25 protein-coding genes, 17 tRNA genes, 1 rRNA gene, 1 pseudogene and 1 riboswitch are annotated in these 26,026 nt (G+C 47.8%); of the genes and pseudogenes, 5 read left to right on the top strand and 39 right to left on the bottom strand.

Annotated features, from left to right (window positions below):
• Position 1: 1 nt before the first annotated feature.
• The 5 genes from AADZ70_RS00230 to queG all read right to left on the bottom strand — a co-directional run bounded on the left by AADZ70_RS00230 (position 2) and on the right by queG (position 4,133).
• Complete coding sequence (locus AADZ70_RS00230; RefSeq protein WP_262481948.1) at positions 2–715, bottom strand: polymer-forming cytoskeletal protein; 714 nt, start codon at positions 713–715, stop codon at positions 2–4.
• On the bottom strand, positions 706–1,338 hold the full coding sequence (locus AADZ70_RS00225) for a YhbD family protein (protein ID WP_342007511.1): 633 nt from the start codon (positions 1,336–1,338) through the stop codon (positions 706–708). The genes AADZ70_RS00230 and AADZ70_RS00225 overlap by 10 nt, the downstream gene beginning before the upstream one ends.
• A gap of 127 nt (positions 1,339–1,465) precedes the next feature.
• Positions 1,466–1,948 carry a tRNA (uridine(34)/cytosine(34)/5-carboxymethylaminomethyluridine(34)-2'-O)-methyltransferase TrmL gene (gene trmL / locus AADZ70_RS00220; protein WP_342007510.1) on the bottom strand — a complete coding sequence of 161 codons (483 nt, stop codon included), beginning with the start codon at positions 1,946–1,948 and terminating at the stop codon, positions 1,466–1,468.
• A 36-nt stretch (positions 1,949–1,984) separates the two neighbouring features.
• Positions 1,985–2,896, bottom strand: a complete 912-nt coding sequence (locus tag AADZ70_RS00215) for an amidase domain-containing protein (protein ID WP_045925646.1) — start codon at positions 2,894–2,896, stop codon at positions 1,985–1,987.
• 76 nt (positions 2,897–2,972) lie between these two features.
• A complete protein-coding gene (gene queG / locus AADZ70_RS00210; protein ID WP_342007509.1) occupies positions 2,973–4,133 on the bottom strand; it encodes a tRNA epoxyqueuosine(34) reductase QueG in 1,161 nt (386 codons plus the stop codon).
• 84 nt (positions 4,134–4,217) lie between these two features.
• Between queG and AADZ70_RS00205 the strand changes: the two genes are divergently transcribed.
• Positions 4,218–4,841, top strand: a complete 624-nt coding sequence (locus AADZ70_RS00205; RefSeq protein ID WP_064778288.1) for a hypothetical protein — start codon at positions 4,218–4,220, stop codon at positions 4,839–4,841.
• A 90-nt stretch (positions 4,842–4,931) separates the two neighbouring features.
• Here AADZ70_RS00205 and AADZ70_RS00200 read toward each other — a convergent pair.
• Positions 4,932–5,005, bottom strand: a tRNA-Gly gene (locus tag AADZ70_RS00200).
• A 190-nt stretch (positions 5,006–5,195) separates the two neighbouring features.
• Here AADZ70_RS00200 and AADZ70_RS00195 point away from each other — a divergent pair.
• Complete coding sequence (locus AADZ70_RS00195; RefSeq protein ID WP_003155407.1) at positions 5,196–5,399, top strand: helix-turn-helix transcriptional regulator; 204 nt, start codon at positions 5,196–5,198, stop codon at positions 5,397–5,399.
• On the top strand, positions 5,396–5,863 hold the full coding sequence (locus AADZ70_RS00190; protein ID WP_342007508.1) for a hypothetical protein: 468 nt from the start codon (positions 5,396–5,398) through the stop codon (positions 5,861–5,863). The genes AADZ70_RS00195 and AADZ70_RS00190 overlap by 4 nt, the downstream gene beginning before the upstream one ends.
• Before the next feature lie 20 nt (positions 5,864–5,883).
• On the opposite strand, the gene rpsN is transcribed toward AADZ70_RS00190, so the two are convergent.
• From rpsN to AADZ70_RS00155, 7 genes are all read right to left on the bottom strand, one after another.
• On the bottom strand, positions 5,884–6,153 hold the full coding sequence (gene rpsN / locus AADZ70_RS00185; RefSeq protein WP_014417259.1) for a 30S ribosomal protein S14: 270 nt from the start codon (positions 6,151–6,153) through the stop codon (positions 5,884–5,886).
• Positions 6,154–6,249: 96 nt separating this feature from the next.
• Positions 6,250–6,849, bottom strand: coding sequence for a sulfur oxidation protein (locus AADZ70_RS00180; RefSeq protein WP_342007507.1), 600 nt, complete (start codon positions 6,847–6,849; stop codon positions 6,250–6,252).
• 49 nt (positions 6,850–6,898) lie between these two features.
• The gene (gene ssuD / locus AADZ70_RS00175; protein ID WP_064778289.1) at positions 6,899–8,035 is read right to left on the bottom strand and encodes an FMNH2-dependent alkanesulfonate monooxygenase; all 1,137 of its coding nucleotides are present in this window, start codon (positions 8,033–8,035) and stop codon (positions 6,899–6,901) included.
• A gap of 25 nt (positions 8,036–8,060) precedes the next feature.
• Positions 8,061–8,897 carry an ABC transporter permease gene (locus AADZ70_RS00170; RefSeq protein ID WP_342008034.1) on the bottom strand — a complete coding sequence of 279 codons (837 nt, stop codon included), beginning with the start codon at positions 8,895–8,897 and terminating at the stop codon, positions 8,061–8,063.
• Positions 8,894–9,883: an aliphatic sulfonate ABC transporter substrate-binding protein gene (locus tag AADZ70_RS00165; RefSeq protein ID WP_045925642.1), complete on the bottom strand. Its 990-nt coding sequence runs from the start codon at positions 9,881–9,883 to the stop codon at positions 8,894–8,896. Before AADZ70_RS00165 ends, AADZ70_RS00170 begins: the two co-directional genes overlap by 4 nt.
• Positions 9,884–9,898: 15 nt before the next feature.
• Entirely contained in the window at positions 9,899–10,666 is a 768-nt protein-coding gene (locus tag AADZ70_RS00160) for an ABC transporter ATP-binding protein (protein ID WP_049628154.1), read from the bottom strand.
• A 224-nt stretch (positions 10,667–10,890) separates the two neighbouring features.
• Positions 10,891–11,820, bottom strand: a complete 930-nt coding sequence (locus AADZ70_RS00155; RefSeq protein WP_342007506.1) for an amidohydrolase family protein — start codon at positions 11,818–11,820, stop codon at positions 10,891–10,893.
• Positions 11,821–12,075: 255 nt separating this feature from the next.
• Between AADZ70_RS00155 and katA the strand changes: the two genes are divergently transcribed.
• The gene (gene katA / locus AADZ70_RS00150; protein WP_342007505.1) at positions 12,076–13,521 is read left to right on the top strand and encodes a catalase KatA; all 1,446 of its coding nucleotides are present in this window, start codon (positions 12,076–12,078) and stop codon (positions 13,519–13,521) included.
• Positions 13,522–13,592: 71 nt separating this feature from the next.
• Here katA and AADZ70_RS00145 read toward each other — a convergent pair whose 3' ends face one another.
• The 6 genes from AADZ70_RS00145 to AADZ70_RS00120 form a co-directional block, all read right to left on the bottom strand.
• Positions 13,593–14,558, bottom strand: a complete 966-nt coding sequence (locus AADZ70_RS00145) for an ABC transporter ATP-binding protein (protein WP_342007504.1) — start codon at positions 14,556–14,558, stop codon at positions 13,593–13,595.
• Positions 14,551–15,537, bottom strand: coding sequence for an ABC transporter ATP-binding protein (locus AADZ70_RS00140; protein ID WP_342007503.1), 987 nt, complete (start codon positions 15,535–15,537; stop codon positions 14,551–14,553). The genes AADZ70_RS00145 and AADZ70_RS00140 overlap by 8 nt, the downstream gene beginning before the upstream one ends.
• A complete protein-coding gene (opp4C, locus tag AADZ70_RS00135) occupies positions 15,534–16,439 on the bottom strand; it encodes an oligopeptide ABC transporter permease (RefSeq protein WP_016938453.1) in 906 nt (301 codons plus the stop codon). Before opp4C ends, AADZ70_RS00140 begins: the two co-directional genes overlap by 4 nt.
• Positions 16,440–16,451: 12 nt before the next feature.
• On the bottom strand, positions 16,452–17,375 hold the full coding sequence (locus tag AADZ70_RS00130) for an ABC transporter permease (RefSeq protein ID WP_342008033.1): 924 nt from the start codon (positions 17,373–17,375) through the stop codon (positions 16,452–16,454).
• Between the two features lie 99 nt (positions 17,376–17,474).
• Complete coding sequence (locus tag AADZ70_RS00125) at positions 17,475–19,202, bottom strand: ABC transporter substrate-binding protein (RefSeq protein WP_327813755.1); 1,728 nt, start codon at positions 19,200–19,202, stop codon at positions 17,475–17,477.
• Positions 19,199–19,384 carry an FbpB family small basic protein gene (locus tag AADZ70_RS00120; RefSeq protein WP_016938456.1) on the bottom strand — a complete coding sequence of 62 codons (186 nt, stop codon included), beginning with the start codon at positions 19,382–19,384 and terminating at the stop codon, positions 19,199–19,201. The genes AADZ70_RS00125 and AADZ70_RS00120 overlap by 4 nt, the downstream gene beginning before the upstream one ends.
• Before the next feature lie 253 nt (positions 19,385–19,637).
• Between AADZ70_RS00120 and AADZ70_RS00115 the strand changes: the two genes are divergently transcribed.
• On the top strand, positions 19,638–20,993 hold the full coding sequence (locus tag AADZ70_RS00115; protein WP_049628147.1) for an FAD-binding oxidoreductase: 1,356 nt from the start codon (positions 19,638–19,640) through the stop codon (positions 20,991–20,993).
• Positions 20,994–21,035: 42 nt separating this feature from the next.
• Here AADZ70_RS00115 and thiC read toward each other — a convergent pair whose 3' ends face one another.
• The 20 genes and pseudogenes from thiC to rrf form a co-directional block, all read right to left on the bottom strand.
• The gene (gene thiC / locus AADZ70_RS00110; RefSeq protein WP_342007502.1) at positions 21,036–22,808 is read right to left on the bottom strand and encodes a phosphomethylpyrimidine synthase ThiC; all 1,773 of its coding nucleotides are present in this window, start codon (positions 22,806–22,808) and stop codon (positions 21,036–21,038) included.
• Between the two features lie 122 nt (positions 22,809–22,930).
• Positions 22,931–23,041, bottom strand: a riboswitch (TPP riboswitch).
• 49 nt (positions 23,042–23,090) lie between these two features.
• The gene (locus AADZ70_RS00105; RefSeq protein WP_342007501.1) at positions 23,091–23,789 is read right to left on the bottom strand and encodes a peptidase E; all 699 of its coding nucleotides are present in this window, start codon (positions 23,787–23,789) and stop codon (positions 23,091–23,093) included.
• A gap of 90 nt (positions 23,790–23,879) precedes the next feature.
• Positions 23,880–24,076 (bottom strand): annotated as a pseudogene (locus AADZ70_RS00100) (sodium:proton antiporter); the annotation flags it as partial.
• A gap of 90 nt (positions 24,077–24,166) precedes the next feature.
• Positions 24,167–24,248: transfer RNA gene (locus tag AADZ70_RS00095), tRNA-Leu, on the bottom strand.
• A 245-nt stretch (positions 24,249–24,493) separates the two neighbouring features.
• Positions 24,494–24,582: transfer RNA gene (locus tag AADZ70_RS00090), tRNA-Leu, on the bottom strand.
• A gap of 7 nt (positions 24,583–24,589) precedes the next feature.
• Positions 24,590–24,660 (bottom strand) — tRNA-Cys (locus AADZ70_RS00085).
• Positions 24,661–24,666: 6 nt separating this feature from the next.
• Positions 24,667–24,741, bottom strand: a tRNA-Gly gene (locus AADZ70_RS00080).
• Between the two features lie 51 nt (positions 24,742–24,792).
• Positions 24,793–24,864: transfer RNA gene (locus tag AADZ70_RS00075), tRNA-Gln, on the bottom strand.
• Between the two features lie 9 nt (positions 24,865–24,873).
• A tRNA-His gene (locus AADZ70_RS00070) sits at positions 24,874–24,949 on the bottom strand.
• Between the two features lie 29 nt (positions 24,950–24,978).
• A tRNA-Trp gene (locus AADZ70_RS00065) sits at positions 24,979–25,052 on the bottom strand.
• A 10-nt stretch (positions 25,053–25,062) separates the two neighbouring features.
• Positions 25,063–25,147 (bottom strand) — tRNA-Tyr (locus AADZ70_RS00060).
• An 11-nt stretch (positions 25,148–25,158) separates the two neighbouring features.
• Positions 25,159–25,231, bottom strand: a tRNA-Thr gene (locus AADZ70_RS00055).
• Between the two features lie 3 nt (positions 25,232–25,234).
• A tRNA-Phe gene (locus tag AADZ70_RS00050) sits at positions 25,235–25,310 on the bottom strand.
• Positions 25,311–25,322: 12 nt separating this feature from the next.
• Positions 25,323–25,399: transfer RNA gene (locus AADZ70_RS00045), tRNA-Asp, on the bottom strand.
• Positions 25,400–25,407: 8 nt separating this feature from the next.
• Positions 25,408–25,484: transfer RNA gene (locus AADZ70_RS00040), tRNA-Met, on the bottom strand.
• Between the two features lie 7 nt (positions 25,485–25,491).
• Positions 25,492–25,567 (bottom strand) — tRNA-Val (locus AADZ70_RS00035).
• A 10-nt stretch (positions 25,568–25,577) separates the two neighbouring features.
• Positions 25,578–25,649 (bottom strand) — tRNA-Glu (locus AADZ70_RS00030).
• A 36-nt stretch (positions 25,650–25,685) separates the two neighbouring features.
• Positions 25,686–25,776 (bottom strand) — tRNA-Ser (locus AADZ70_RS00025).
• A 5-nt stretch (positions 25,777–25,781) separates the two neighbouring features.
• Positions 25,782–25,856, bottom strand: a tRNA-Asn gene (locus tag AADZ70_RS00020).
• A 9-nt stretch (positions 25,857–25,865) separates the two neighbouring features.
• A 5S ribosomal RNA gene (gene rrf, locus AADZ70_RS00015) occupies positions 25,866–25,981 on the bottom strand.
• Positions 25,982–26,026: the final 45 nt, after the last annotated feature.

Below are 26,026 nucleotides of genomic sequence, written 5' to 3'. Positions count from 1 at the left end.
CCTATATTTTTACGGCTTTGTTTACTAAAGCTGACGGATCACATGTAAAATCTCCGCTGTATTCCACCGTCTCAATGATACAGCCTGCGCCGATCTGCACAGAATTTCCGCGGACTGTCTTTGCGTGCGTGTCCGCCAATTCAATGATGTCACCTTCGATCAGCTCTGCGGTCAGCACCGGAGCCGGCATCAGCTTAAACCGCGCGAGCACGCTTTTTCTGCTCATCACCTTTAAATGACGGCAGCCGATTTCTTTCACATGGCTCTCGCCCGCCGCCAGCTTCATATTGACGTCATCGGCGTTCAGCAGGCCGCCGATTTTGCATTTTCCTTCCGAACGGAACGTTTCTGTCTCGCAATCCCCTTCAATCCCAACTTTCCCGGATATGAAAATATCATCAGCTTTCACACCGCCGCCGAAAGATGAAAATCCCGCGACGTTCAGCCGCTCTGTTTTGACATCACCTTTAATGACACCTGTTCCGTTGATTCGGATGGATTCGGCTTCGGCACTGCCGGAAATTTTCCCCGAACCGCTGATCGTCAGCGTTTGCGTTTTGACATTTCCGTCTGTTTTACCGCTGCCGTTAAACAAAAGGCTCGTGCACTCTACGTCACCTGACACCGTGCCGCTTCCGTTGATCTCCACCGTATGAAAACGGCCTCCTTTTGAACTTCCTGAACCGTTAATGACTAATTTATCTGTTACATCCATTGATGGTCCTCCTGCATCCATTTTGTTTTTAATTCTTCTGATGCCGCAGCAAGCGCCACCCGTTCAGCCACTTTGACAGACGGTTCAAACAGAATATGTTCCGCATCTGCGATGAAGCACGTCGTTACGCCGAGTTTCCGGAGCACGACGAGCTCTGTATTTGCCTTCAGCTCGGAAGCCTCATACGTTTTCAGCACTTCTGCCGCCATTTTTCCTTCTTCAAGACTGATATTTCCCGATTGCAAAAGCCTTTCAAGCACATATAAAGACAGCAGCGCCCGGGACGTGAATGTCACGCCGTCTTCACCGTAAACTTGCAGCGCGGCCTTTGAAATCAATCCTTTTTGAAGCAGCTCCGCAGACGATATATCGACATCTGCCATTTGCGGAGACAGCATTTCCCTCATTTCATCCAGAGACAGATTTTCTTTCATTTTCTGTATTTTTGAGATGCGTTTTAAGATTTCCGCTCTCGGAAAAAATGTTTCCTGGCCTGTAAACGTTGATTTTCGGACAAACCATTCCTCAGGAATTAAATTTTTCCGCTTCCAGCGGTACAGCTGTCCGTATGAGATTGATGTTTCTTCAAGCAATTCTTTTTTAGAAATCAGTTGTTCCTCCATAAATCCAGCTCCTTCGATGAACACATTGTAACATAACACTGTTACGTTTGTTAAGCCTATAAATATAACATTGTATGAACCCCGGCTGCATTCAATAAAAAAACCGCCCGAATCCGGGCGGTTTTTCTCATGTCAAATCTCTGTAATTTTGCTGGCGCAGCGCTTCATATACAAGAATCGCGGCAGTGTTGGACAGGTTTAATGATCTCACATGCTCGGTCATCGGAAGACGCAGGCAGCGGTCCATATTGTTTTCGATCAATTCTTTCGGAAGTCCGCTCGTTTCTCTGCCGAATACGAAGAAAAAGTCTTCCTCCGTATTTGAGTAGTCAAACGATGTGTGCGGCTTTTGCCCGAATTTTGTAATGAAGAAAAACTTTCCGTTCTCATATGCCCCAAATAATTCATCCAATGAATCATGATAAACGACGTTGACGAACTCCCAATAATCGAGTCCGGCGCGCTTCAGCATTTTATCATCGGTTGAGAATCCGAGCGGGCGGATCAAATGAAGCGTTGTGTCTGTTGCCGCACAAGTACGTGCGATATTTCCCGTATTGGCCGGGATTTCGGGTTGATATAAAACGACATGTAATGCCACGTTGTTCACCTCTGTTTTTTATTCCGCCCACCATTATATCATTAATTACTCTTTTGTCGTATCATCCGTAATATGAAAAAACGCATATCTGATGGAAGGAGTATATGCCGTTGAATCCTCATATGACCAATATCTCATTCTGCTGTCATATGTTTGGGCATTGACGAGCGGCATATTGCTTTTATCTTTTGCGACCACGATCGTCGTATGGTTAAAACGGCCGTCACCTTCAAAATCATAGCAAATCACATCTCCGGGCATAAGCTCCTCGGCGCTTGACACCTGCACCGCGCGAAGCCCGGCCTTGGATTGGGCCAGATACATCTTCATGGAATGCGCGACCGTCCAGCTGTAGCTCCATGAGCTTTCCTTCATCCACCAGCCTGAGCCTCTGTTCGGATGCCCCCGCATCGGCGCTTTTCCGGCATGTAAACATTGGGAAATAAAATTTGTGCAGTTGTCGCCGAAATTTTTATAAGCAGGATTTCGTTTATTCCAAAACTTTTCCGCGTACTGAACGGCAGCCAGACGGTCGTATTGAAATGCCCGCCCGAAATCTTCCCGTTCACTCCGCTCATATTCGATTACGCTGTTTCCGTCAGAAAATCCGGCCGGTTTTTTCTTTATTTCCCGATCTTTAATCAGCAGCTGGTCATAGAGAAAAGCATTCCGTTCCTCAATCTGCTCTTCTAAATAAAGATGCCCGTCCTGCTCCTTGCACAAATATTCGAAATGAATGGTGTACATGACGCATAACGTGCCGTCATCCTCAAGACTGCTTTTGACAATGACGGCTTTCGCTTTCGCTTTAACGATGTCAACTTTCCGTTTTTCAAACAGCTCTTTTTTTCTCGTCAGGACCTCAAGATCGCCGGCCTGCCCATTGTGCCTCATCTCGGTTCCGTTGACTAAATAATGAAGCCGGGCCTCCGCTAAGTCTTCAATAATATGCTTCAAGCGCTCCACCCACCATACTGTTTTATAAAGAAAAAACACTTGAACTCACGCCAAGTGCTTTTTCTCTATACATATGTCAGGACCGGCCGGTTTTAGTCTTATCAGAAACCGAAAGCAGCTCCAGCCCCTTTTCTATTTCCTGTATGGCTTCCTCATCCTGCTCCTTGTGAAGCGCTTTTTCTAATTCCTTCGCATATTCCGGATCACCGATTTTTCCGATGGCCCAGGCGGCCGTTCCCCTGATGACGGGGCGCGGGTCTTGGTGCATCAAAGCGGTCAATTCGGGAAGAGAAGAGGCATCTTTGAAATGAGCCAATGCTAAAATGGCATTTCGCTGAATCGGCTTCTTGCCGCGCCATGAACCGGATACATGTCCGAATTTTTCTTTGAATTCCCGGTTGCTTATGGTCAGAAGCGGCTTTAACAGCGGCTTGGCGATTTCCGGATCGGGCTCCATCTGTGGATGAAGATGAAAATCTTTCCCCTTATTAATCGGGCAGACCGTCTGGCACGTATCGCAGCCGTACAGGCGGTTTCCGATTTTCGTGCGGAATTCATCCGGCAAAAACCCCTTTGTCTGGGTCAGGAATGAAATACAGCGCTGGGCATTAAGCTGTCCGGGATTAACGAGCGCGCCGGTCGGGCACGCGTCTAAACATTTTGTGCACGATCCGCACATATCTTCAATCGGCACATCCGGTTCAAAGGGCAGATTGGTGATCATCTCAGCCAGATAGACGTAAGAACCGTATTCAGGTGTGGTGATCATGCAGTTTTTGGCGCTGAAACCGATTCCTGCCCGTTCCGCCACGGCCCTGTCGGACAATTCTCCCGTATCCACCATTGACTTCGTGCGGATATCCTCATGTTTGCTTTGGAGAAAATTCTCCAGCAGATCAAGCTTTTCGCGCAGCACGTCATGATAATCCTTCCCCCAGGAAGCTCTGCAAAAAATGCCGCGACGGCCGTCCCTCGTGCTCCTCGGCGCATCTTTCATTTTGGAAGGATAGGCAAGGGCGATGGCGACGATCGATTTGGCTTTCGGCAGAAGCAAAGACGGAGTGACCCGTTTTTCAATATCCGGCTCTTCAAACCCGGATAAATAGCCGAGTGATTCCTGAAGAATCAGCCGGTCACGCAGACTGTCAAACGTATCAGCCGTCGTAAACCCGATTTTGTCGACTCCGATGCTTTTGGCGTATTCGATTAATTCCGCTTTCAGTTTATGAATATTCATTTTTTGCACAGCCTCCTTTCTTTGTGATCAGGCTCCCGCACGGGTATAATAGAGTTTTATCATCCCGAAATGGAGTGAACACAATTGAACATCAGTTTAGATCCTCTTATTGCTGAACGGGTGCCGGGGATCAAAGCGGCAGCCGTATTATATGAACAGATTGAAGTCGGGCCTGCCCCGCAAATGCTGAAAGGCCGCCTCCGTTTATTTCAAGAATCGCTTTACTTTGATTATGCTGACGGCGGAATAGATGAACAGCCTTTTGTGAAAGAATGGGCGCGTATGATGGAACAGCTCAGTCCTTCCTTTTCAGGACAAAAAACACCGATGGAGCTTATGCTCGGCGATATTTCCCGGGAGCGATTCATCGAAAGTGTGAATTCAGCCCATGATACCATACTTTTTTTCTCCTTGAAATATTCATTGCCCATCATGGCGTATGACGCCGCACAGATGGATGAACCGATTTCAATCACAATCGGAGAAAAAGAACACGTACTGGCTTTCTCCGACTCTGGCGGCATTTTCGGCGGTCTTACCGGACAAATCAACACCCGCCCTGTAACAACCGGCACAAAGAACATGCTGCAGCTGATCTTTTTCCCGCCTTCAATTCATGCCGACGCGGCAGATGAGCTGTTAACATCCTTAACCAAAATGTTTGAACAAATTCACGGAGGCACACATACCGTCTCTTGGCTTTCATAAAAAGACACGCCTTCCGTGTCTTTTTTCACATAAAAAAACGCAATACTTCGTTTATCAGAGAAACGAAACACTGCGTTAATAACGTATGTATGGAGCGGGTGATGAGAATCGAACTCACGACATCAGCTTGGAAGGCTGAGGTTTTACCACTAAACTACACCCGCATCAAAATGCTTTTTTGTCAGCACCGATTTGATGTTTCTAATATTACATGCATATTTTTTTTTCGTCAAGGGAATGTTAAAAAATTTGTCGAAAAAAATTCTTTTTTTGTCCACATGTTAAGTTAGGTTTACATTTTGTTAAGAATACCATACAATATAAAAAAGAAGAAAACTTGAGGTACGCCTGATGATGAAAAATAAAGTAAAAGAGCTGAGAGCCAGATTCGGCTATTCTCAGGAAACGCTCGGAAAAGAAGCCGGAGCCACCAGACAGACGATTGCGGCGATTGAAAAAGGAGATTATGTGCCATCACTCTTATTGGCGCTTAATATCTGCCGGGCTTTCTCCCTGCCGATGGAGGAAGTATTCTGGCTGGAGGAGGAGAAAAAATGAGTTTAAAAAGAAAAGCGTGTTTTCACCTTGCACTCTACGGATTGGCCTGCTGGACGCTTATTTCCATTATGGAAGCAGTGCCGCGTATCGCTCAGTTTTTCCAGACGGAGGGGAACGGTTCATTTGGGCTGAACATCACGCCGTTTCTGCTGTTTACCGTTTGTGCCGTATTATATATCTATACTGAAAAGAAAAAACGGAACGGCAAAAAGCACAGGCTTGTGCCCGATGAATTTGAGGAACAGGATGAAAGAGAACGGATGATGACGGCTAAAGCCTGCCGTTCCTCGTATATTGCCGTTTACTTCTCATTGCCGGCCGCAGCCGTTCTGCTTTTGTTTTATCCGCTGATTCAGCCGCATCTTCCCTTTTTTCCGATTCTTTTGATTTTCATTCTGATGATGATTCAGCATTTGGCTTATGTTTTCACGTTCCATAAGCACGGCAAAAACTCCGGTTCATGACAGATCCGGAGTTTTTTATGTTACCAGCTCGCTTTTTTCACTCCGGGAACCCGGCCTTTATGGGCCAGCTCCCTGAACGCGATTCTGGACAGTTTAAATTTTCTCATATATCCGCGGGGCCGTCCCGTCACCGTACAGCGGTTATGAAGTCTGGCCGGAGCAGAATCACGCGGCAGTTTGCTCAGCGCTTCCCAGTCTCCTTTTGCCTTTAATTCTCTTCTGATGTCCGCATATTGTTCAACAAGCTTCTGCCGCTTGAGCTCTTTGATCACTTTTGATTTTTTAGCCACTCCAGCACCCCTTTCAAATCGTAATAATTACGTTTTATATCGTATCATCCATATGTTTATAAAGCAAGCTTCCGGCATAAAGAAAACGGGCCCCCGCTAAGCCCGCTTATTCAGCTTTACATAATAGAGTAATACGTCAGAATGGCTGATCAGCATCTTTTTATCTCGTGACATATGGACATGCTTTCCTGAATCTTTCACACTCGCGCCGATCAAAACTGGTTTTCCATAAGTCACTGACTCGGCAGAGGAGATAAACACGGATGATGCTCTGTCATCTCCCTGATTTCGGGTAAAAACAGCGTCTGCAGAGACTTTCCCGCCGTCATCGACGATACCGAAACGAACTTGGTCTTTTTCCTTCTTCCCTTTGTCTTCTCGGTCCGTGTAAAAGATGAATTGCAATTCTTTTGGTTTAGTTGCATCGCCGCTATAATCTGATTCAAGCGGCCCTGCTTTATCCGTCAGTTTTCCGTTTTGATAATGCTCAATATACATCTGTGCGGCCGCCAAGTCTTTTGTGACACCGGTCACTGCTGCCGCTCCGCTTTCTGACGAGGCAATTTCCATTCTGTATTTCTCTGTCTTTGATAAATCAGCTTCTTTTATCTGCATGCCGTTTGAATGTCCGCATGCCGTTAATCCAGCCAGCAGACAGCACGCTGTCGCCCATTTGAATACCTTCAGAAAAAACACCTCTTTTTGATGATTGTATCATTATCAGAAAAAAGAGGCATTTGTTTATTCAGACTGTCGCTTTGTTCCCTCTTGCAAAATGGTCGTTGCCCATTGCTTCGCCCAGTCTGCGCTCAAGCTTTTTCGTCCGCTCGTTTTGAAACGGCAGAAGCGGAAACACGAGTTCAGCCAGATAATAAGCTTCTTCAAGATGCGGGTAGCCTGAAAAGATAAACGACTCAATGCCGAGTGCCCGGTACTCTAAAATTCGATCGGCGACAGTCTGGGGATCACCGACAAGCGCCGTGCCCGCTCCGCCTCTGACCAGCCCGATGCCGGCCCAGAGATTCGGGCTGATCTCAAGCTTCGTCCGGTCGCCGTTATGAAGATCGGCCATCCGTTTTTGTCCTGAAGAATCAGCACGCCGGAGTGCAGCCTGCGCTTTCGCAATCGTCTCTTCGTCTAAATGGCTGATTAATTGTTCTGCCGCTTTCCATGCCTCTTCCTCAGTCTCCCGGACAATCACGTGAAGCCTGATGCCAAAGCGCATTGTCCTTCCTTCTTGGGCAGCCTGTTTTTTGACGGTTTCAATCTTTTCTTTTACCTGTTCCGGCGGCTCCCCCCATGTTAAATACACATCTGTATGTTTCGCCGCGGCCTCAATTCCCGCCTGTGATGAACCGCCGAAATATAATGGGGGATGCGGAGCCTGTTTTGGCGGAAACAGCAGATTGCTGTTTTCCACTTTGATATGGTCCCCTTCATATGTCACCGTTTCTCCCCGCATGAGTCCGCGCCATACGGTCAAAAATTCTTCAGTCGCCTTATAGCGCTCATCGTGGCTGATAAACATCCCGTCTCCCGCCAGCTCATAAGGATCTCCGCCCGCTACGACATTTACGAGCAGACGGCCGTCTGACAGCCGATCCATTGTCGATGCCATTCTCGCGGCGACAGATGGCTGCATCAGTCCCGGACGGACCGCCACTAAAAATTTTAAATCTTTCGTTTCACCCGCTAAAGCCGCAGCCGTCAGCCATGGGTCTTCACATGATCTCCCCGTCGGCAGCAGAACCCCCGTATACCCGAGTCTGTCTGCCGCCTGTGCCACTTGCTTAAAATAAAGATGATCGGCGGTTCTTCCTCCCGTTTGCGTCCCTAAATACCGTCCGTCTCCATGCGTCGGAATAAACCAAAGAATCTCCATATGAATCTCTCCTTTTTTTAATAGGCTACCCTTCATAACTGTTCCGCCATTTTAATAGTTTCCGTTCGAGCATTCTGACCAATGCATCTGTCAGCTTGCCGACAGCCGCAAAAATGATAATGCCGACAAACACCTTATTTGTCTGTGAAAATTGTCTCGCATCCATAATCATATAGCCGACGCCCGCGCTCGATCCCATCAGTTCCGCCACCACAAGGCCGAGCCACGCAATACCGAGAGAGAGCCGGATGCCGAGCAGGATATTCGGCAGAGACGCCGGAAGAATCAATTTCGCCATCTGCTGATACCAGTTAAATTCCAGCACCCGGGCGACATCAAACAGCTTTGCGTCCACGCTGCGGATTCCGAGAAACGTATTAATGTATACAGGGAAAAAAGCCCCCAATGCGATCAGCAGAATTTTTGATGTCTCATCAAATCCGAACCACAAAATAAACAGCGGGGTCACCGCCAAGTGCGGAACCGTCCTGAGCATTTGCAGAGACGGATCGATATACGCTTCCGTCCGTTTTGAGAACCCGACCAGCAGCCCGAAAACAAGCCCGAGGCCCGCGCCAAGCAGAAATCCGGCAGCCGCCCGATATAAGCTGATCTCTAAATGACCCCAAAGCTCGCCTGACAGAAGAAGTTCCTGAAAAGTCTGTAAAATGACGACAGGTGACGGGAGCACCGTTGCCGAGACGATGCCCAGACTTGCGATAAACTGCCATACCGCGATAACCGCAGCCGGGAGTACAACCCCTTTCATCCATTGGTATGAATACCGCCGGGACTTTGCCGCAGCTTTCTTTTCTGATTGGCTCAATGTGCCGGGAGCCGTTGATGCTTCTGCTTTCATTATTTGCCGCCCTCCGTTTCAAGCGCCTTTTTGATAAATGAATTGTCGACAACGTCTTTTACATTGATTTTCTTATGAATCGCTTTTGTTTGATATTGAAAATCAGCGGTTTTCTGCTGGGCTTTGACAATATCATCATCAATCGGTTGATTAAGAGGCTCTGTATTGTTAAGCACGTTTCTGACGACTGAGGGATCAAGATTTTTGATTTTCGCATATAAAGAGACAGCTTCCTCTTTGTGTTCCTTTTGCCATGTGACTGCTTTATTGAACACTTTCAGAAAACGGACAACCTCATCCGGGTGCTCCTTGGAAAATCCGGTCCTGACTAACGTAAAACCCGGAGAATATAAATCCGTGCTCTCTCCGTTCGCTAATATTTCCGCCCCGTGCTGCAGCGTTTCAATCGACAAATACGGCTCCCAAATCGACCATGCATCAACTGATTTGTTTTCAAAAGCGGAAACCGCCTCATCAGGCTGAAGCTGAATGATGGTGACGTCATCGGCGGAAAGTCCGGCTTTATCCAAAGCTTTATAAAGAAAATCAAAGCCGCTGCTGCCTTTGGCTACAGCGATTTTTTTCCCTTTCAACTCTTTCAGGCTCTTAATTCCGCTGTCCTTGTTTACGAGAATGCCGTTTGCTTTTAACCCGTCTTGGGACAGCCCGATCTCTTTAAAATCAATTCCTGCCGCCTGGCCGGAAATGACCGGTGAATTGCCGACCTGGGAAAAATCAAGCTTATCGGCGGCAAGACCTTCGAATTGCGGGGGACCGCTTTGGAATTCGACCCATTTTACCTTTATTCCGTCTTTTTTGAAGGCTTCTTCAAACCAGCCTTTTTCCTTGGCAATGAGAAGCGGGCTTAAACTCTGCTGGATGCCGATCCGGATTTCTTTCACCGTTTTCCCGCTCCCTCCTGCTCCGTCGGCACTGCATCCGGCTAACATCATAACTGCTGCGGCTAAAAGAATGATGGTTTTTTTCACTTTGCTTCGTCCTTTCTATATCCCTGATCCATCCGCAAACCGGAGATCTTCCGTTTTCTCAAATTCAGCAAGCACCTTCTGCCGGACGGCCTGAAAATCAGCTGACGTCCGATTGCGCGGATGCGGAAGCTGAATCGGCACCAGACTGTGCAGCCGGCCGGGCTTTGCCCTGAGAATTGCCAGCTTATCGCCTAAATAGACAGATTCGTCAATATCATGCGTAACCAGAATCATCGTCGTTTTTTTCTCGCGCCATATATCAAGCAGCACATCCTGCAAGTGTTTTCTCGTAAAAGCGTCAAGCGCTCCGAACGGTTCATCCAAAAGCAGCACCTCGGGCTCACGCAACAGGGCTCTGGCGATGGCGACCCGCTGCGACATGCCGCCGGATAATTCGCGCGGATAAGCGTCTTCCGCTCCCTGCAGCCTGACAACCTCAATCAGATCATCCACTTTTTGACGAACGGCCGGGTCGTTTATATTGAGATCGGCAGCGATGTTTTGTTTCACCGTCAGCCAGGGAAACAGCCGGTGCTCCTGAAAGATAAATCCCTGCCGGATGCCCGGTCCCGACACATGGCGGCCGTTTATTGCGACAGAGCCTTTATAATCGGTATCAAGCCCGGCAATCAATTTTAAAAGCGTGCTTTTTCCGCAGCCGCTCGGCCCGATGACAGTCAAAAATTCTCCTGATGCAATTGACAGTTCAATATCATTCAGCACCGGTGTTTTCCGTCCTTCATGCTCAAACGCTTTTTCTTGTATGCTGATGGTTACAGCCATCTGTCTTTTCCCCTCTCTTCCTGCCGCATGCGATCGAAAAACAAAAAGGCCCCCATCTCCGTTGCTTGTAGAGATGAGAGCCTTCGGCGGTCCGATCAGCTGCCCGTTTGTTTTTAAATTTGAATATCATGTTAATTCAAATTATTCCGACTTGTCAACTGTTTTTTGTAAGAATTAAAAATGCGCCCTCCGGCATAAACCTGCCAAAGAGCGCATCAGCTGTATCACGTATTTATTTCCTTTTGCGGCTGGTCGATTTTCAGCAATGTCCGCGCATTGTTTCCGAAAATCTTCTCTATGTCTTCTTCCCGCATGTTGATTTCCCGGCAGGTCCGGACCTGCTCCTGAAGATATCGGTATACGTATCCTCTCGGAAATCCGTTTGAATCCGTCCCAAAGATGATTCGTTCAGCACCGATTAATTCGGATGTCTTCCGAAACAGAATTTCCAAATCAAGCGGGTACGGCATCCACCTCATCCACTGGTTTGATCCGGACGTATCAATATACACATTCGGGCAGCTCCAGCACAGCTGCAGCAGTTCCTGATAATATCCGGCGCCGAAATGCGGAATGATGAATGGTATATCAGCATACTCTCTCGCGACGCGATAGATGGAGAGCGGATTGATGTTGCGGTGGCTGACAATGCCCCCCGCTCTCCCTAAAAGCCCGAAGTGGATTAATACAGGGAGCCTTTTGTCAGCTAAATACATCCAAAGCTTTTTCAGCGACGGATCATGAAACTCGATGTCTGTCAGCGGCCCGAATAGTTTATACCCTTTCAGACCGAGCTCTTCTACGGCTCTTTTCAGCTCTTCATACGCATCCTCCCGCTCCAAAGGATGATATGCAAATCCGGTAAACTTCGCAGGATTGGCTTGAATAAACGCCGCCATCCGGTCATTGCTCTCCGCTGTTAAAAAATTCAGTACGCCGATGCCGTATTTATCTAACTCATTCTCCCATTTTGTCATCAAAGGGATTTCCCCGTCATCAGCCTCATGCGGATCAGGAAAATCCCAAGTCAGATTCATTCTTTCTGACCGCTCCCGATTATAATCGGAAAATGTCTTATCATGTTTGCCGAAATAAAGGCTGTACGGCAGATGACCGTGAATATCAACAGGTTTAAAATGCTGCCGGAAAAGCATACAATCGCCGCCTCCCTTACCGCCGACAATGAAAAAAGGCCCTTATCCCATGAAGAATAAGAGCCTCTTGTGTTCAAGTCAGCGGTTTCTATTTTTTCTCATCTTAAACCCATTATTCCCGTCAGTCAAGTAAGCTTTCAAACCCGACTTCTCTTTCCGATAATAAAAATAATTATTTTATAATCATTATAAAATAATATTGACTTTTTACTGATAGGTGATATTATGTTTTTATAAATCTAAAGAGGTGATCACATGAGTTCAAATAAATTGACAACCAGCTGGGGCGCTCCTGTCGGAGATAACCAAAACTCAATGACGGCCGGAGATCGCGGCCCTGCTTTAATACAAGACGTCCATCTGCTTGAGAAATTGGCGCACTTTAACAGAGAACGCGTTCCCGAGCGTGTCGTTCACGCAAAAGGCGCGGGCGCACACGGTTATTTTGAAGTCACAAATGACGTTACAAAATATACGAAAGCCGCATTTCTGTCAGAAGTCGGTAAACGCACACCGCTCTTTGTCCGTTTCTCAACCGTTGCAGGCGAACTGGGCTCTAGTGACACAGTGCGCGACCCGCGCGGATTTGCCGTTAAGTTTTATACAGAAGACGGAAACTACGACATCGTCGGAAACAATACACCCGTGTTTTTCATCCGCGATGCCATTAAGTTCCCTGACTTCATCCATACACAAAAAAGAGATCCGAGAACACATCTGAAAAACCCGACGGCCGTTTGGGATTTCTGGTCTCTTTCACCGGAATCACTGCACCAGGTAACCATTCTGATGTCAGACCGGGGCATTCCGGCAACCCTTCGCCATATGCACGGATTCGGAAGCCATACATTTAAATGGACAAATGATAAAGGCGAAGGTGTCTGGATTAAATATCACTTTAAAACAGAACAAGGCGTGAAAAACCTTGATGTCAATACAGCCGCAAAACTCGCGGGCGAAAATCCCGATTACCATACGGAAGATTTATTCAACGCGATTGAAAACGGCGATTTCCCCGCATGGAAATTATATGTTCAAATCATGCCGTTAGAAGACGCAAACACATACCGCTTTGATCCGTTTGACGTCACAAAAGTATGGTCTCAAAAAGACTATCCGCTTATTGAAGTCGGCCGCATGGTTCTGGATCGCAATCCGGAAAATTACTTTGCGGAAGTAGAACAGGCGACGTTCTCTCCCGGAACATTAGTCCCTGGCGTCGACGTCTCACCTGACAAAATGCTTCAAGGCCGGTTGTTCGCATACCATGACGCCCATCGCTACCGTGTCGGCGCGAACCATCAGGCGCTGCCGATCAACCGATCCCGCAATGAAGTGAAAAACTATCAGCGTGACGGACAAATGCGGTTTGATGATAACGGCGGCCGCTCCGTCTATTACGAGCCTAACAGCTTCGGAGGCCCGAAAGAGTCACCTGAAGATAAACAGGCGGCATATCCTGTATCAGGTTTCGCTGACAGTGTAAGCTATAATCATCATGATCATTACACACAAGCCGGCGATCTGTACCGCCTGATGAGCGAGGAAGAGCGCGAACGCCTTGTCGCCAATATCGTCGGTGCGATGAAACCTGTGGAAAAAGAAGAAATTAAGCTGCGCCAGATCGGCCACTTCTACAAAGCTGACCCTGAATACGGCAGACGCGTTGCCGAAGGACTCGGACTGCCGTTACCAAAATAACATCAAAAAACCTGCCGGTCTGTCCGGCAGGTTTTTCCTGTGTATTATCAATAAAGCTTTCTTTTTCTCAATTATACAAAATGGCATGCTGCAAAATGCTGAGACCCCTTCTCCGACAGCGGCGGACTTTTCTCAGCACATATCTTCTCGGCTGCCGGACATCTCGTTCGGAATTTACAGCCTGAGGGCGGATCAGAGGGACTTGGAATGTCACCCTTTAACATCACCCGCTCCCTTTTCGCTCGGGGATCAGGAACGGGCACGGCTGATAACAGCGCTTTTGTATAAGGGTGAAGCGGCCGTGAAAAAAGCTTCTCCTTTGACGCGTATTCCACAATCGTCCCTAAATACATAATCGCGACCTTTGTACATAAGTGCTCCACCACGCTTAAATCATGAGAAATGAACAAATATGACAGCCCGTGCCGTTGCTGAAGGCTGCTGAACAAATTGATCATCTGCGCCTGAATGGAGACATCCAATGCCGCCACGGGTTCATCCATAATGATAAATTGCGGCTTAAGCGCCATCGCTCTTGCAATCACGATCCGCTGCCGCTGCCCTCCGGAAAATTCATGCGGATAACGGTCGATAAAGTTTGCGGAAAGACCGCAGGCTTCAAGGACCTCCGCCGCTTTATCACGCGCATTCCGCTTCACCGCCAATTGGTGCTCGATCATCGCTTCACCGATGGCTTCTCCGATCCGTCGTCTGGGATTTAAAGAGCTGAACGGATCTTGAAAGATGAGCTGCGCTTCCGATCTGAATGTTTTCAGCTCACGCCGGTTCATCCGGAACACATCTCGCCCCTGAAAAAATACCTCTCCCTCTGTTTTTTCATGAAGTCTTAAAATGGTTTTTCCGATTGATGACTTGCCGCTGCCCGATTCACCCGCTAAACCGAACACTTCTCCCTTTCCTATCGTAAAACTGACGCCGTCCACCGCTTTTACGGGATTGTTGCGGGTCTTTCTCATCCCCCCCTGCCCCTCATAATATTTTTTCAGCCCTTTGACCTCCAGCAACACATCACTCATCTGCTTTCTCCTCTCCGTAAAGCCAGCACGCCGCCTGATGCCCTTTCCCGAATTCAGTAAAATGCGGGCTCGATCTCCGGCATATCTCCGTGCTGTGTTCACACCGCTCCGCAAAATAACAAGACGATCCGGACAGATCTGCAAGCGCGGGAACCTGCCCCGGGATGGTATACAGCGTCTCTCTCCTTTGACCGATAACCGGTTTTGCCGCGAGCAGCCCTTTCGTATACGGATGCTTCGGATCGGAAAACAGCTCCGCAACCGGTCCTTCCTCCACAATTTTTCCCGCATACATGACAATCACATAATCAGCCATTTCGGCAACCACGCCAAGGTCATGGGTAATGAATAAAATAGACGTGTGAAATTGTTTTTTCACATTCCGCAATAAATCCAATATCTGCGCCTGAATGGTTACGTCAAGTGCCGTCGTCGGCTCATCGGCAATGATCAGTTTCGGATCGCAGCTGAGCGCGACAGCCGTCATAACGCGCTGCAGCATGCCGCCGCTCAGCTCATGGGGATATCGGTGCATCATCTGCCCGGCATGGGGGATCTCCACTAACGTGAGAAGTTCAACCGCCTTCCTCCATGCCTCTTTCTTACTCAGCAATAAATGCTCGCGAATCGGTTCCGTCAGCTGCTCACCGATTGTAAACACCGGATTCAAAGAGGTCATCGGCTCCTGAAAAATCATCCCGATTTCGCAGCCGCGGATTTTCTGCATTTCTTTTTGTTTCAGTTTCAATAGGTTCCTTCCTGAAAAATGCACCGCTCCCTGTTCGATTCTTCCCGCCTCGGGAATGAGCTGCATAATGGACAATGACGCCATGCTTTTCCCGCAGCCGGATTCCCCTACAATGCAAACCGTTTCCTCCTCATGAATTGTAAAGCTGACATCGTCCACGGCCTTTACCGCACCTTCCTCCGTATAAAAAACCGTTTCCAAGTGCCTCACTTCTAAAAGCGGTTTTTTCATTTCACTTTCACCTGCCGTTTTACCTTAGGATCAAAAGCGTCTCTTAAACCGTCTCCAAGCAGATGAATCGCCACAACGGTCAGAAAAATGGCCGTACCCGGCGGTATCCACAGCCACGGGCGGAGTGTAAAATCCATATAATGATTCGCCGCTTCCATCATGTTTCCCCAAGAAGGAGTCGGCGGAGCAACGCCGAGTCCGAGAAAACTCAGCGCCGATTCACTCAGCATCGCCCCCGCCACATGCAAAGTCGCCGCTACCATGAGTAACGGCAATGTATTGGGAAGCAAATGATAGAGGATTTTTCGTTTATCACTGAGCCCCAGAACTTCCGCGGCCATCATAAACGGCTGCTCCTTCAGCGACAAAATCTGTCCGCGTACAAGCCGCGCCAAACCGGGCCATCCGATCAGGCTTAACATCATCATAATCAGGTACATCCTGTATTCAGAAGGCACTTTCCACTCCGACATCACCGCAGCCAAAATCAAAAGCAGCGGCAGACCCGGGATAGACATGAGCATATCAGCGATGCGCATAATGATCATATCAGCGGCGCCCCGATAAAATCCCGCCGCAGCCCCAAGCAATGAACCGATGACAAGTGACAGCACCATCGAAGCAAGCCCCACAGTCAGAGAAATCTGCCCCGCCAGCATCAGCCTCGTCAGCACATCTCTCCCGTACTGGTCGGTGCCAAGCCAATGATGAACCCCCGGATGCTGATTGGCATTTGAAATATCCGTCCGATCCGTTATGTACGGAGAAAAAGACGGCCCGATAAAACACAATACAAACATAAAACATAAGAATAGAAGACTGATGACCGTCAGCTTATGATGCAGCAGGCGGCGGTACGTCTGCTTCCAAAGAGAAGGCGGCGCTCCTTTTTGTTTTTTCACCCAAAACACTCCCTATTTCAGCCTGACTCGCGGATCAACCGCGGCATAAGCGATATCCGCCAAGAAATTCCCCACAATCGTTAAACAAGACAAAAACAAGGTAAACGCCATCAAAACCGGATAGTCCCGATAATGCACAGATTCCAGCTGAATACGGCCGACACCCGGCCATCCGAAAATCTGTTCAATAATAATAGCCCCGGAAAACAGACCCGGCAGTTCAAAAGCAAGCAGGGTGATCGCCGGAAGGAGCGCATTTTTCAGCGCATGTTTCCAAATGACGGTGCGCTCTTTCAACCCCTTCGCTCTCGCCGTTCTGATATAATCCTGCCTGATCACATCAAGCATCCCGGAGCGGAAATATCTTGTCAGTGAGCCGATGCCGAGCATAGATAAAATCACAACCGGAAGAATCATATGTCTGGCGGCTTCCAGCACGTACGAAAAACCAGAACTCGTGCTTCCGGTATCAACCATCCCTCCGACGGGCAATATTTTTAAATCCACTCCAAACCATTTAATAAACAGAAGGCTGATAAAAAAAGACGGGAACGCCATGGAAGCAAACACAAAAAATGTTACGATCCCGTCAAACCACGAGTATTTCCTGACAGCGGATATGACACCCGTTATCATCGCGGCAGACCATGTGACAAGCAAAGCCAAAAACGCGACAAAAAAGGAATTCCAGACATATTTTTGAAGCAGTGACAGGACGTTTTCCTGATACTTCAAAGAGAATCCCAAATCTCCGTTGAGCACATTGCCGAGCCACGTCACATAACGCTGCCAAATCGGCTGATCCAGGCCGTAAAGCGCTTTTAGCTCCTTTGCCCTTTCCGGGGTCAGATTGACATTGGAATCAATATAATCGCCCGGCAGTATCGCGAATAAGAAAAAAATAATAAAGGACGTACCGAATAAGATCACAAGCATTTGAATGAACCGTTCTGCGGCATACCGTTTCACAAAAAGCCTCTCCCTTCCGCTGAAAGGGCAAAATACCCCGGACAGCGGGTATTTTGCGCCATTGTTCTACTGAATTGACACGTTTGAGAGACTCGAACTGATTCCCGAATAATTGTCAGGCTCAAGCCCTTTTATTTTTCCGCTGACCGCCCTTGCGCTCTGACGGTAATGAATCAGAATGTAAGGCGGGTTTTCCCCGAGCTCCCGGTACAGCTGGTGATAAATCTCTTTTCTTTTACTGATATCAAGCGTGCCGGCTCCTTTCTCGATCAGCCGGTCCGCTTTCGGATTGGAATACCCCGTCACATTATTGGGATGGCCGGAAGCCAGCTTTTCCACCGTGTCATTCGGATCAAGAATCTGCGAGGTGGAAACGGCGGCAAGATCGTACTGTTTTTCATTTATTTTCGCTACCTCTGTATTAAAATCCATCACTTCCGGTTTTAATGAGATTCCGATGTCCGCGTAATTTTCTTTCGCGATCGGGATGAAATCATCGTCCGCTTTAGAAGTGTAATAGCTGATTTCAAGCTTTTTGCCGTTTTTTTCACGCACGCCGTCTTTCCCCGTTTTCCAGCCTGCTTCATCAAGAAGCTTCTTGGCTTTTTCCGGATTAAACGTGTACGGATTGACTCCTTTGTCATCATAAGCCCACGAAACCGGAGACACCGGCACATTTGCGACTTCTCCGTAGTGTTTAAAGCGGACATCGACGATTTTCTGCCGGTCCAGCCCGTAAATAAGCGCTTGGGACACTTTCTTATCTTGAAAAGGCGGACGCTTATGATTCACGTACACAAGCCCGTAATCATTCACAACCGAGACGCTTATATTCGCAAAACCGAGGCTTTTTAAATGCTCAACCGTATCATCATCAGGAGAAAATGAAGCGTAATCAAGATCACCCGTTTCAAACAGCTGAAGAGAAGTTGACGGATCAATAATTTTATAAATCAGCTTTTCTGTTTTCGGTTTTCCGGAATAATAGTGTTTATTAGCCTGATAGCGTATTTCCTGTCCCGGGAGGTATTCTGTAAATTGATAAGGCCCTGCTCCGAGCGGTTTGGCATAAAGCTCTTTTAAATAATCCAGTTTGCCGAATCGATAATTCTTTCCGTAGTAAGCTTCCGACAGCACCTGCCCGCCTAAAAGAAGCAGCGACTTCGCACTGACTTTCTCAGTCGTGATTTTAATGGTTCTGTCATCAAGGACGCGAATGCCCTCTATCGTCTTTGCTTTTCCTTCTTTATAAGCCTTGCCGCCTTTAATATAGGCCGTGGTGATATCTTCATAGCCTGCGTAAGCGGGATCATGCAGCAGTTTTAAAGTGAATGCAGCATCCTTTGCGGTGAGCGGCGAACCGTCACTGAAAACGAGATTTTTTCTTAAGCGGAACGTGTAGGTAAGCTGATCTTTGGAAACAGTCCAGCTTTCAGCAAGAGCCGGTGCGGGCTTACCCGTTTTATCCAGCTTGACTAACGGTTCAAAAATAGGATCTGTCGCATTTCCATCCCAGCCGTTTTCATAAAAGTACGGCAGAAACACTCCCCCCGGCGCGGAAATCCCCGCAACAAAAGTGTCCGTTCTGGCCTTCGATTTAACGGGAAGCGCCTCCGGATGAGAAGCTTTAAATTTCTTTGTTTTGACTTGAGCGATACGTGTTTCCTGTTTTTTATCCGCCGCAGAAGACGGTTCTTCTCCGGCACTCCCTAACGCGCACCCTGATAGCATGAATGATACCGACAGCGCGAGTATGATGCCCGTTGTTTTCATCCTCAAAGTGTTCCCCTTCATTTTGATCGAACCCCCGCATGCTTTTCATCTATCTTTATATAAATCTGCTCCATCTGTTCCTCACTTCTCATAATCTCCCATTTGTTTTTCTCCACAAGCAGTTCGAAATTCAATGTGTGTTTTCTGTACTTTTTTCGCTTTTTACTTTTTTTGCGCACATGTGATGCCTTTTTTAACGCCACTTTTCATCCCTCCGCTTTTCATCCAATGGCTTTCACGCAAAAAAGGCCCTTATCTGTTTACAAGATAAGAGCCTTCGGTGATCCGATCAGCCAACGTTTGGAAATATGTACTGACTATGTTAATTCATACAATCCCTACCTGTCAACTATAATTTAAAATATCGTTTCATTCCGGGGGTTTTCCTCATACACTCTCTTATTTTTCCGCATATGTTAGAAGAAATAACAGATCCCGATGAAAGAGAGTGATAGTGTGGAAAAGACAACATTGACCGGGCGCATCGTCAGAAAAGATGACCCGGACTATAATGAAGCAAGAACCAATATCAACTTAAGCCTGCAAAGATATCCGGACATCATTGTGTTTTGCCAAAACAAACATGATGCCGTCAATGCACTGAGATGGGCGCGTGAGAATAACGTGCCTTTCCGCATCAGAGGCGGAAGACACAGCTACGAGAATTTTTCCCTGTTAAATGACGGGCTGGTCATTGATCTCAGTGAAATGAAGAAAATAAGAGTGAATAAAGATAAGCGGCTGGTCTCGATTGAAGCGGGTGCCGATTTGGGAGAAGTGTACCGGACACTCTGGCGGTACGGCTTGACTCTTCCCGCGGGAACCATTGCAAATGTGGGAATCACGGGGCTGGCGCTCGGAGGAGGAATCGGATATTTAACAAGGGCTGCCGGCCTGACTTGCGATCGTCTCCTCCAACTCGAAATGATCACAGCAGACGAAAAAGCGGGTGCTGAATTGATAACAGTCAACCGCTCAAAGCATCCTGATTTATTTTGGGCGTCTCAGGGCGGAGGCGGCGGCAACTTCGGCATTGTCACATCTATGGTGTTTAAAGCCGTGCCGATCTCGTACGTAACTATTTTTTCTGTCACTTGGGGCTGGGATGATTTCGAGGAGGTATTTAATACGTGGCAGAACTGGGCTCCATTTACAGATAACCGGCTTACTTCATCCATTCAGTTTTGGCCTAAAGAAGTCAACCGCATAGAAGCGCTCGGCCAATTTATCGGAACAAAAAATGAGCTGAAAGAACTGCTGGCTCCGTTAATGAAAGCGGGAAACCCGACAAGCGGCATGGTCAAGACAGTTCCGTTTATCAGAGCGGCAGCCTTTTTTAACAGCCCGGGAGGCAATGAGCCGCAAAAGATGAAGCGGTCAGGATCCTTTATTGAAAAACCATTGTCAACACGCGCAATTTCTGCTTTAAAATACTACTTGGAGCACGCTCCGAATAAAAACGCCAGTGTCTGGCAGCAATCTCTCGGCGGGGCGGCCGGACGGATCGCTCCGGATCAAACGGCATTCTACTATCGCGACGCAATCATTGCCCAGGAATATATAACAAACTGGACATCTCCTGAAGAGGAAAGACAAAACGTCCGCTGGATCGAAGAGCTGAGAACGTCTCTTTCAAGAGAAACGATGGGGGATTACGTAAATTGGCCTGATATAGACATCAGAAACTGGCTGCGGACATATTACGGAGGAAATGTTGACCGCCTCCGTCAAGTCAAAACGAAGTATGACCCGGAAAACGTATTCCGCTTTGAGCAGAGCATTCCGCCGTTTCGCCGGTCGCCGTTTTTCTAAAAAAAGATGAAGATGGACACACTCCATCCTCATCTTTTCTTTTTATTGATATAAATGGCTTCCCTTCTCGACAAACTCTTTTGCTTTTTCTTTTAATCCTTCATTGAGGGCCTCGTCTTCAGTCAGACCGTTTTCTTTCGCATAATCGCGAATATCCTGAGAAATTCTCATGCTGCAAAACTTCGGGCCGCACATCGAACAGAAGTGAGCCGTTTTTGCGCCTTCAGCCGGCAGCGTTTCATCATGATATTCCATTGCTCTTTCAGGATCAAGCGACAAATGAAATTGATCGCGCCACCGGAATTCAAACCGCGCCTTAGACAGAGCGTCATCCCGGATCTGAGCACCCGGATGCCCTTTGGCAAGGTCTGCCGCATGGGCCGCGATTTTATACGTAATGACTCCCTCTCTTACATCATCACGATTCGGCAGGCCCAAATGCTCCTTCGGCGTGACATAACAAAGCATCGCCGTCCCGTACCAGCCGATCATCGCCGCGCCGATCGCCGAAGTAATATGGTCATAGCCCGGAGCGATATCAGTCGTTAATGGGCCCAGTGTATAAAAAGGCGCCTCTTTACAAATTTCCAGCTGTTTGTCCATGTTCTCTTTAATTTTATGCATCGGCACATGACCCGGTCCTTCAATCATCACTTGCACATCGTGCTTCCATGCGATTTCCGTCAATTCTCCGAGAGTCTCCAATTCCGCAAACTGCGCTTCATCATTAGCATCCGCAATCGAGCCCGGACGCAGCCCATCTCCAAGAGAAAATGCAATATCATACGTCTTCATAATTTCACAGATTTCTTCAAAGTGCGTGTACAGAAAGCTTTCCTGATGGTGAGCCAGGCACCATTGCGCCATAATCGCCCCGCCGCGGGATACGATTCCCGTCGTGCGTTTGGCCGTTAACGGGACGTAACGAAGCAATACGCCGGCATGGATGGTGAAATAATCCACGCCCTGCTCCGCCTGCTCAATCAATGTGTCTCGATAAATATCCCACGTTAAATCCTCAGCGATGCCGTTTACTTTTTCAAGCGCCTGATAAATCGGCACCGTCCCCACAGGTACGGGGCAATTGCGAATGATCCATTCACGTGTCGTATGAATATCTTTCCCGGTGGATAAGTCCATCATCGTATCGGCGCCCCAGCGAATCGCCCACGTCATTTTTTCGACTTCTTCTTCAATAGAAGATGTAACAGCCGAGTTGCCGATATTTGCATTGATCTTCACATGAAAATTCCGGCCGATAATCATCGGTTCACTTTCAGGATGATTAATATTTGAAGGAATGATTGCCCGGCCGCTGGCTACCTCGTCTCTGACAAATTCGGGAGACACATGCTCGCGAATTGCGATAAACTCCATTTCCGGTGTAATGATGCCTTTTCTCGCATAATGCAATTGTGTAACATTTTTCCCTGCCTTGGCCCGTAGCGGTTTCCGCTGTAAACCGGGATATTCGGCGGCACGGCCTTCTTTTTTATAGCCGTTGTCCTCAGGTTTCACGGCCCGTCCGTTATATTCCTCTACATCGCCGCGCTTTGTAATCCACTTTGTGCGGAGCGGCTTCAGACCTTCATGAATTTGAATTTGTACATCCGGGTCTGTATACGGTCCGCTCGTATCATAAACACGGACCGGCGGATTCTCCTCTTCCCCGAACGCCCCCGTTGTCGGACTAAGGCTGATTTCCCGCATCGGCACTCGTATGTCAGACGAAGAACCCTTTACATAAACCTTTTTACTGCCTGAAAAACTCGACATAATAGAAATGTTCGCTTGCTGTACTGATTGATTTTGCATACAAATCTCTCCCTTATCCATTTGAATAACAGAACCAAGCTCAGCACCAGCACAAAAAAACCGGATTCATTGGAGAACCCGGTTTTGCAGTCAGAAAGAAACTATTATTGTTTTCCACAACAATAATAAAACCTTTACTTCCCCACGCTGGTACGAACCAGATCAGGTCCAAAGGGTTAAGAAGCCGCCGCTTCTCTCTCAGCCCGCTCAGACGGGCACCCCTAGTAACTATTCATTTCGGTTTTATCGTAACATAATTTGCATACAAAAAAAAGTATATTATCAAAATTCAGATAACGGAGTGACTGGAAGCTCTGTTTCCCTTACGCCTTCTTCAATATCAAAAACCCTGTAACTCTTTGCCATTTCCCGGGAAGAGACAGACCGGAACAGCTGATCGTTTTTATAATGAAGCGCAGCGCCGTCATCAGCGGCATAGCCCTCCTGAAGTTTGTTTTCTGAAATCAGACGGTGATACACCGGCCGGCGCTCCGCTTCTCCGTCATAGTGAGGACAAAAGCTTCCAGGCAAAAACCCTAAAGCTTGCAACTCTCTCAAATCTCCTGACGAATCTGTCACTCCTTCTTCAAACCAGCAAATCGCCCCGGCGCTGAGCCCCGCCAAGATTACACCGTTCTCCCAAGCCTCACGCAGAATAAGGTCGAGCCCCCATTCTTTCCATAAGACAAGCATATTGCGCGTATTGCCGCCGCCGACATATATGATATCTTTCTTCATGAGAAAGGACCTGAGATCAGAACACGGCGGTTTAAATAGCGACAAGTGATCTGGCTTACATTCCAGCCTTTGAAAGGCCTGATAAAACCTGCCGATATAATTCTCCGAATCTCCGCTTGCCGTCGGCAAAAAACAAACTTTCGGCTTTGACCGCATCGATTGCTCTAAAATATATTGATCCAGCACAAGATGATCCGGCTCCATGGAAAACCCCCCGCCGCCCATTGCAATAATCTGCTTCAACGTCATCACCTCTTTTTTCTCAAGTATAACAGCTCATTAAAAAGACGGTATTCCATTTTGGGTACCACCTTTTTAATATTTTTCGCATTGCTATCTGAAAAATGAAAAGACACCGCATAAAATAACAGAGATCCCCGCAGCAATAAGTACCGGAACAAGCTTCGAACGGGCATATTTCACAACATCAATCCCCAACACCGTATTACACTGAGAGGGAAAGCAAACGCTCCAAATGTTCCGCTGGCAAACATTGCCCCGATCGCTAATAATAAACTGGTATGGGATCTGAACCGCCCGCAGACTTATCATTTTTCACAAGCCTTGGAGGATATTTTCATACAACAAAGAAAGCTTCTACATATGTAGAAGCTTTCTTATACCGGTGGCCGGGGTCGAACCGGCACTCCAGAAGGAACACGATTTTGAGTCGTGCGCGTCTGCCAATTCCGCCACACCGGCATGTAATACGTCGTGTTCAACCGACGTAAATAAATATAACATGCATTTTATAAAGTGTCAACGGTTTTAGTGAAGTTTTTTTAATGATAATGCAGTATACACGATACAAGCAAGACACTTATATTCATAGTCTTCACACTCTTATTATATAAAAAAAGTGATCTGCAATATGCAAATCACTCTCATATATGTTTTGTAATGTAAAAATTGATGACCAATTTAACATGTTTCGTCCAAAGTTAAATTGGTGCCGAGGGCCGGACTTGAACCGGCACGGTAGTCACCTACCGCAGGATTTTAAGTCCTGTGTGTCTGCCAATTCCACCACCCCGGCAAAAGAAAGGCGACACCCGGATTCGAACCGGGGATAAAGGTTTTGCAGACCTCTGCCTTACCACTTGGCTATGCCGCCGTAATTTGGAGCGGAAGACGGGATTCGAACCCGCGACCCCCACCTTGGCAAGGTGGTGTTCTACCACTGAACTACTTCCGCAGCATGTAAAGAACTTAATACATCTTATGCAGTTATTTTTAAAAAATGCAACTGGGCTAGCTGGATTCGAACCAACGCATGACGGAGTCAAAGTCCGTTGCCTTACCGCTTGGCTATAGCCCAATGATAATATGGGGCGATTGATGGGAATCGAACCCACGAGTGCCAGAGCCACAATCTGGTGCGTTAACCACTTCGCCACAACCGCCATAATCTAAAGATGAATAAATAATATAGTGGCAGGGGCAGTAGGAATCGAACCCACACCGGAGGTTTTGGAGACCTCTGTTCTACCGTTAAACTATGCCCCTATTTATAAAATGGTGGAGGGGGGCAGATTCGAACTGCCGAACCCTGAGGGAGCGGATTTACAGTCCGCCGCGTTTAGCCACTTCGCTACCCCTCCATCATTTAGAGTGCCGGCCAGAGGACTTGAACCCCCAACCTACTGATTACAAGTCAGTTGCTCTACCAATTGAGCTAGGCCGGCAAATGGTGGCTCGGGACGGAATCGAACCGCCGACACACGGATTTTCAGTCCGTTGCTCTACCAACTGAGCTACCGAGCCTTTTTATATAAATGGCGGTCCGGACGGGACTCGAACCCGCGACCTCCTGCGTGACAGGCAGGCATTCTAACCAACTGAACTACCGGACCATTTTTTTTGGTTGCGGGGGCAGGATTTGAACCTGCGACCTTCGGGTTATGAGCCCGACGAGCTACCGAACTGCTCCACCCCGCGATGATAATGGTGGAGGATGACGGGCTCGAACCGCCGACCCTCTGCTTGTAAGGCAGATGCTCTCCCAGCTGAGCTAATCCTCCATCATATAAGTGACCCGTACGGGATTCGAACCCGTGTTACCGCCGTGAAAGGGCGGTGTCTTAACCGCTTGACCAACGGGCCCTGGTATTTTTTCGTTTGTTATGTATTAATAATTAGTGGCGGAGAGCAAGGGATTCGAACCCTTGAGACGGGGTTACCGCCTACACGATTTCCAATCGTGCTCCTTCGGCCACTCGGACAGCTCTCCATAGATGGCTCCGCAGGTAGGATTCGAACCTACGACCGATCGGTTAACAGCCGATAGCTCTACCACTGAGCTACTGCGGAATGAAGTCTGCCTGGCGATGTCCTACTCTCACAGGGGGAAACCCCCGACTACCATCGGCGCTGAAGAGCTTAACTTCCGTGTTCGGCATGGGAACGGGTGTGACCTCTTCGCCATCATCACCAGACATTTTAGTGACATGTATTATTATACTATGTATTTCAGAAAAAGC

The sequence above is a fragment of the Bacillus sp. YBsi01 genome (genome assembly GCF_038406745.1).
Lineage (GTDB): Bacteria > Bacillota > Bacilli > Bacillales > Bacillaceae > Bacillus > Bacillus siamensis.
Note: the sequence above shows the minus strand (reverse complement) of the source record. Positions and strands in the feature narration are given on the sequence as shown.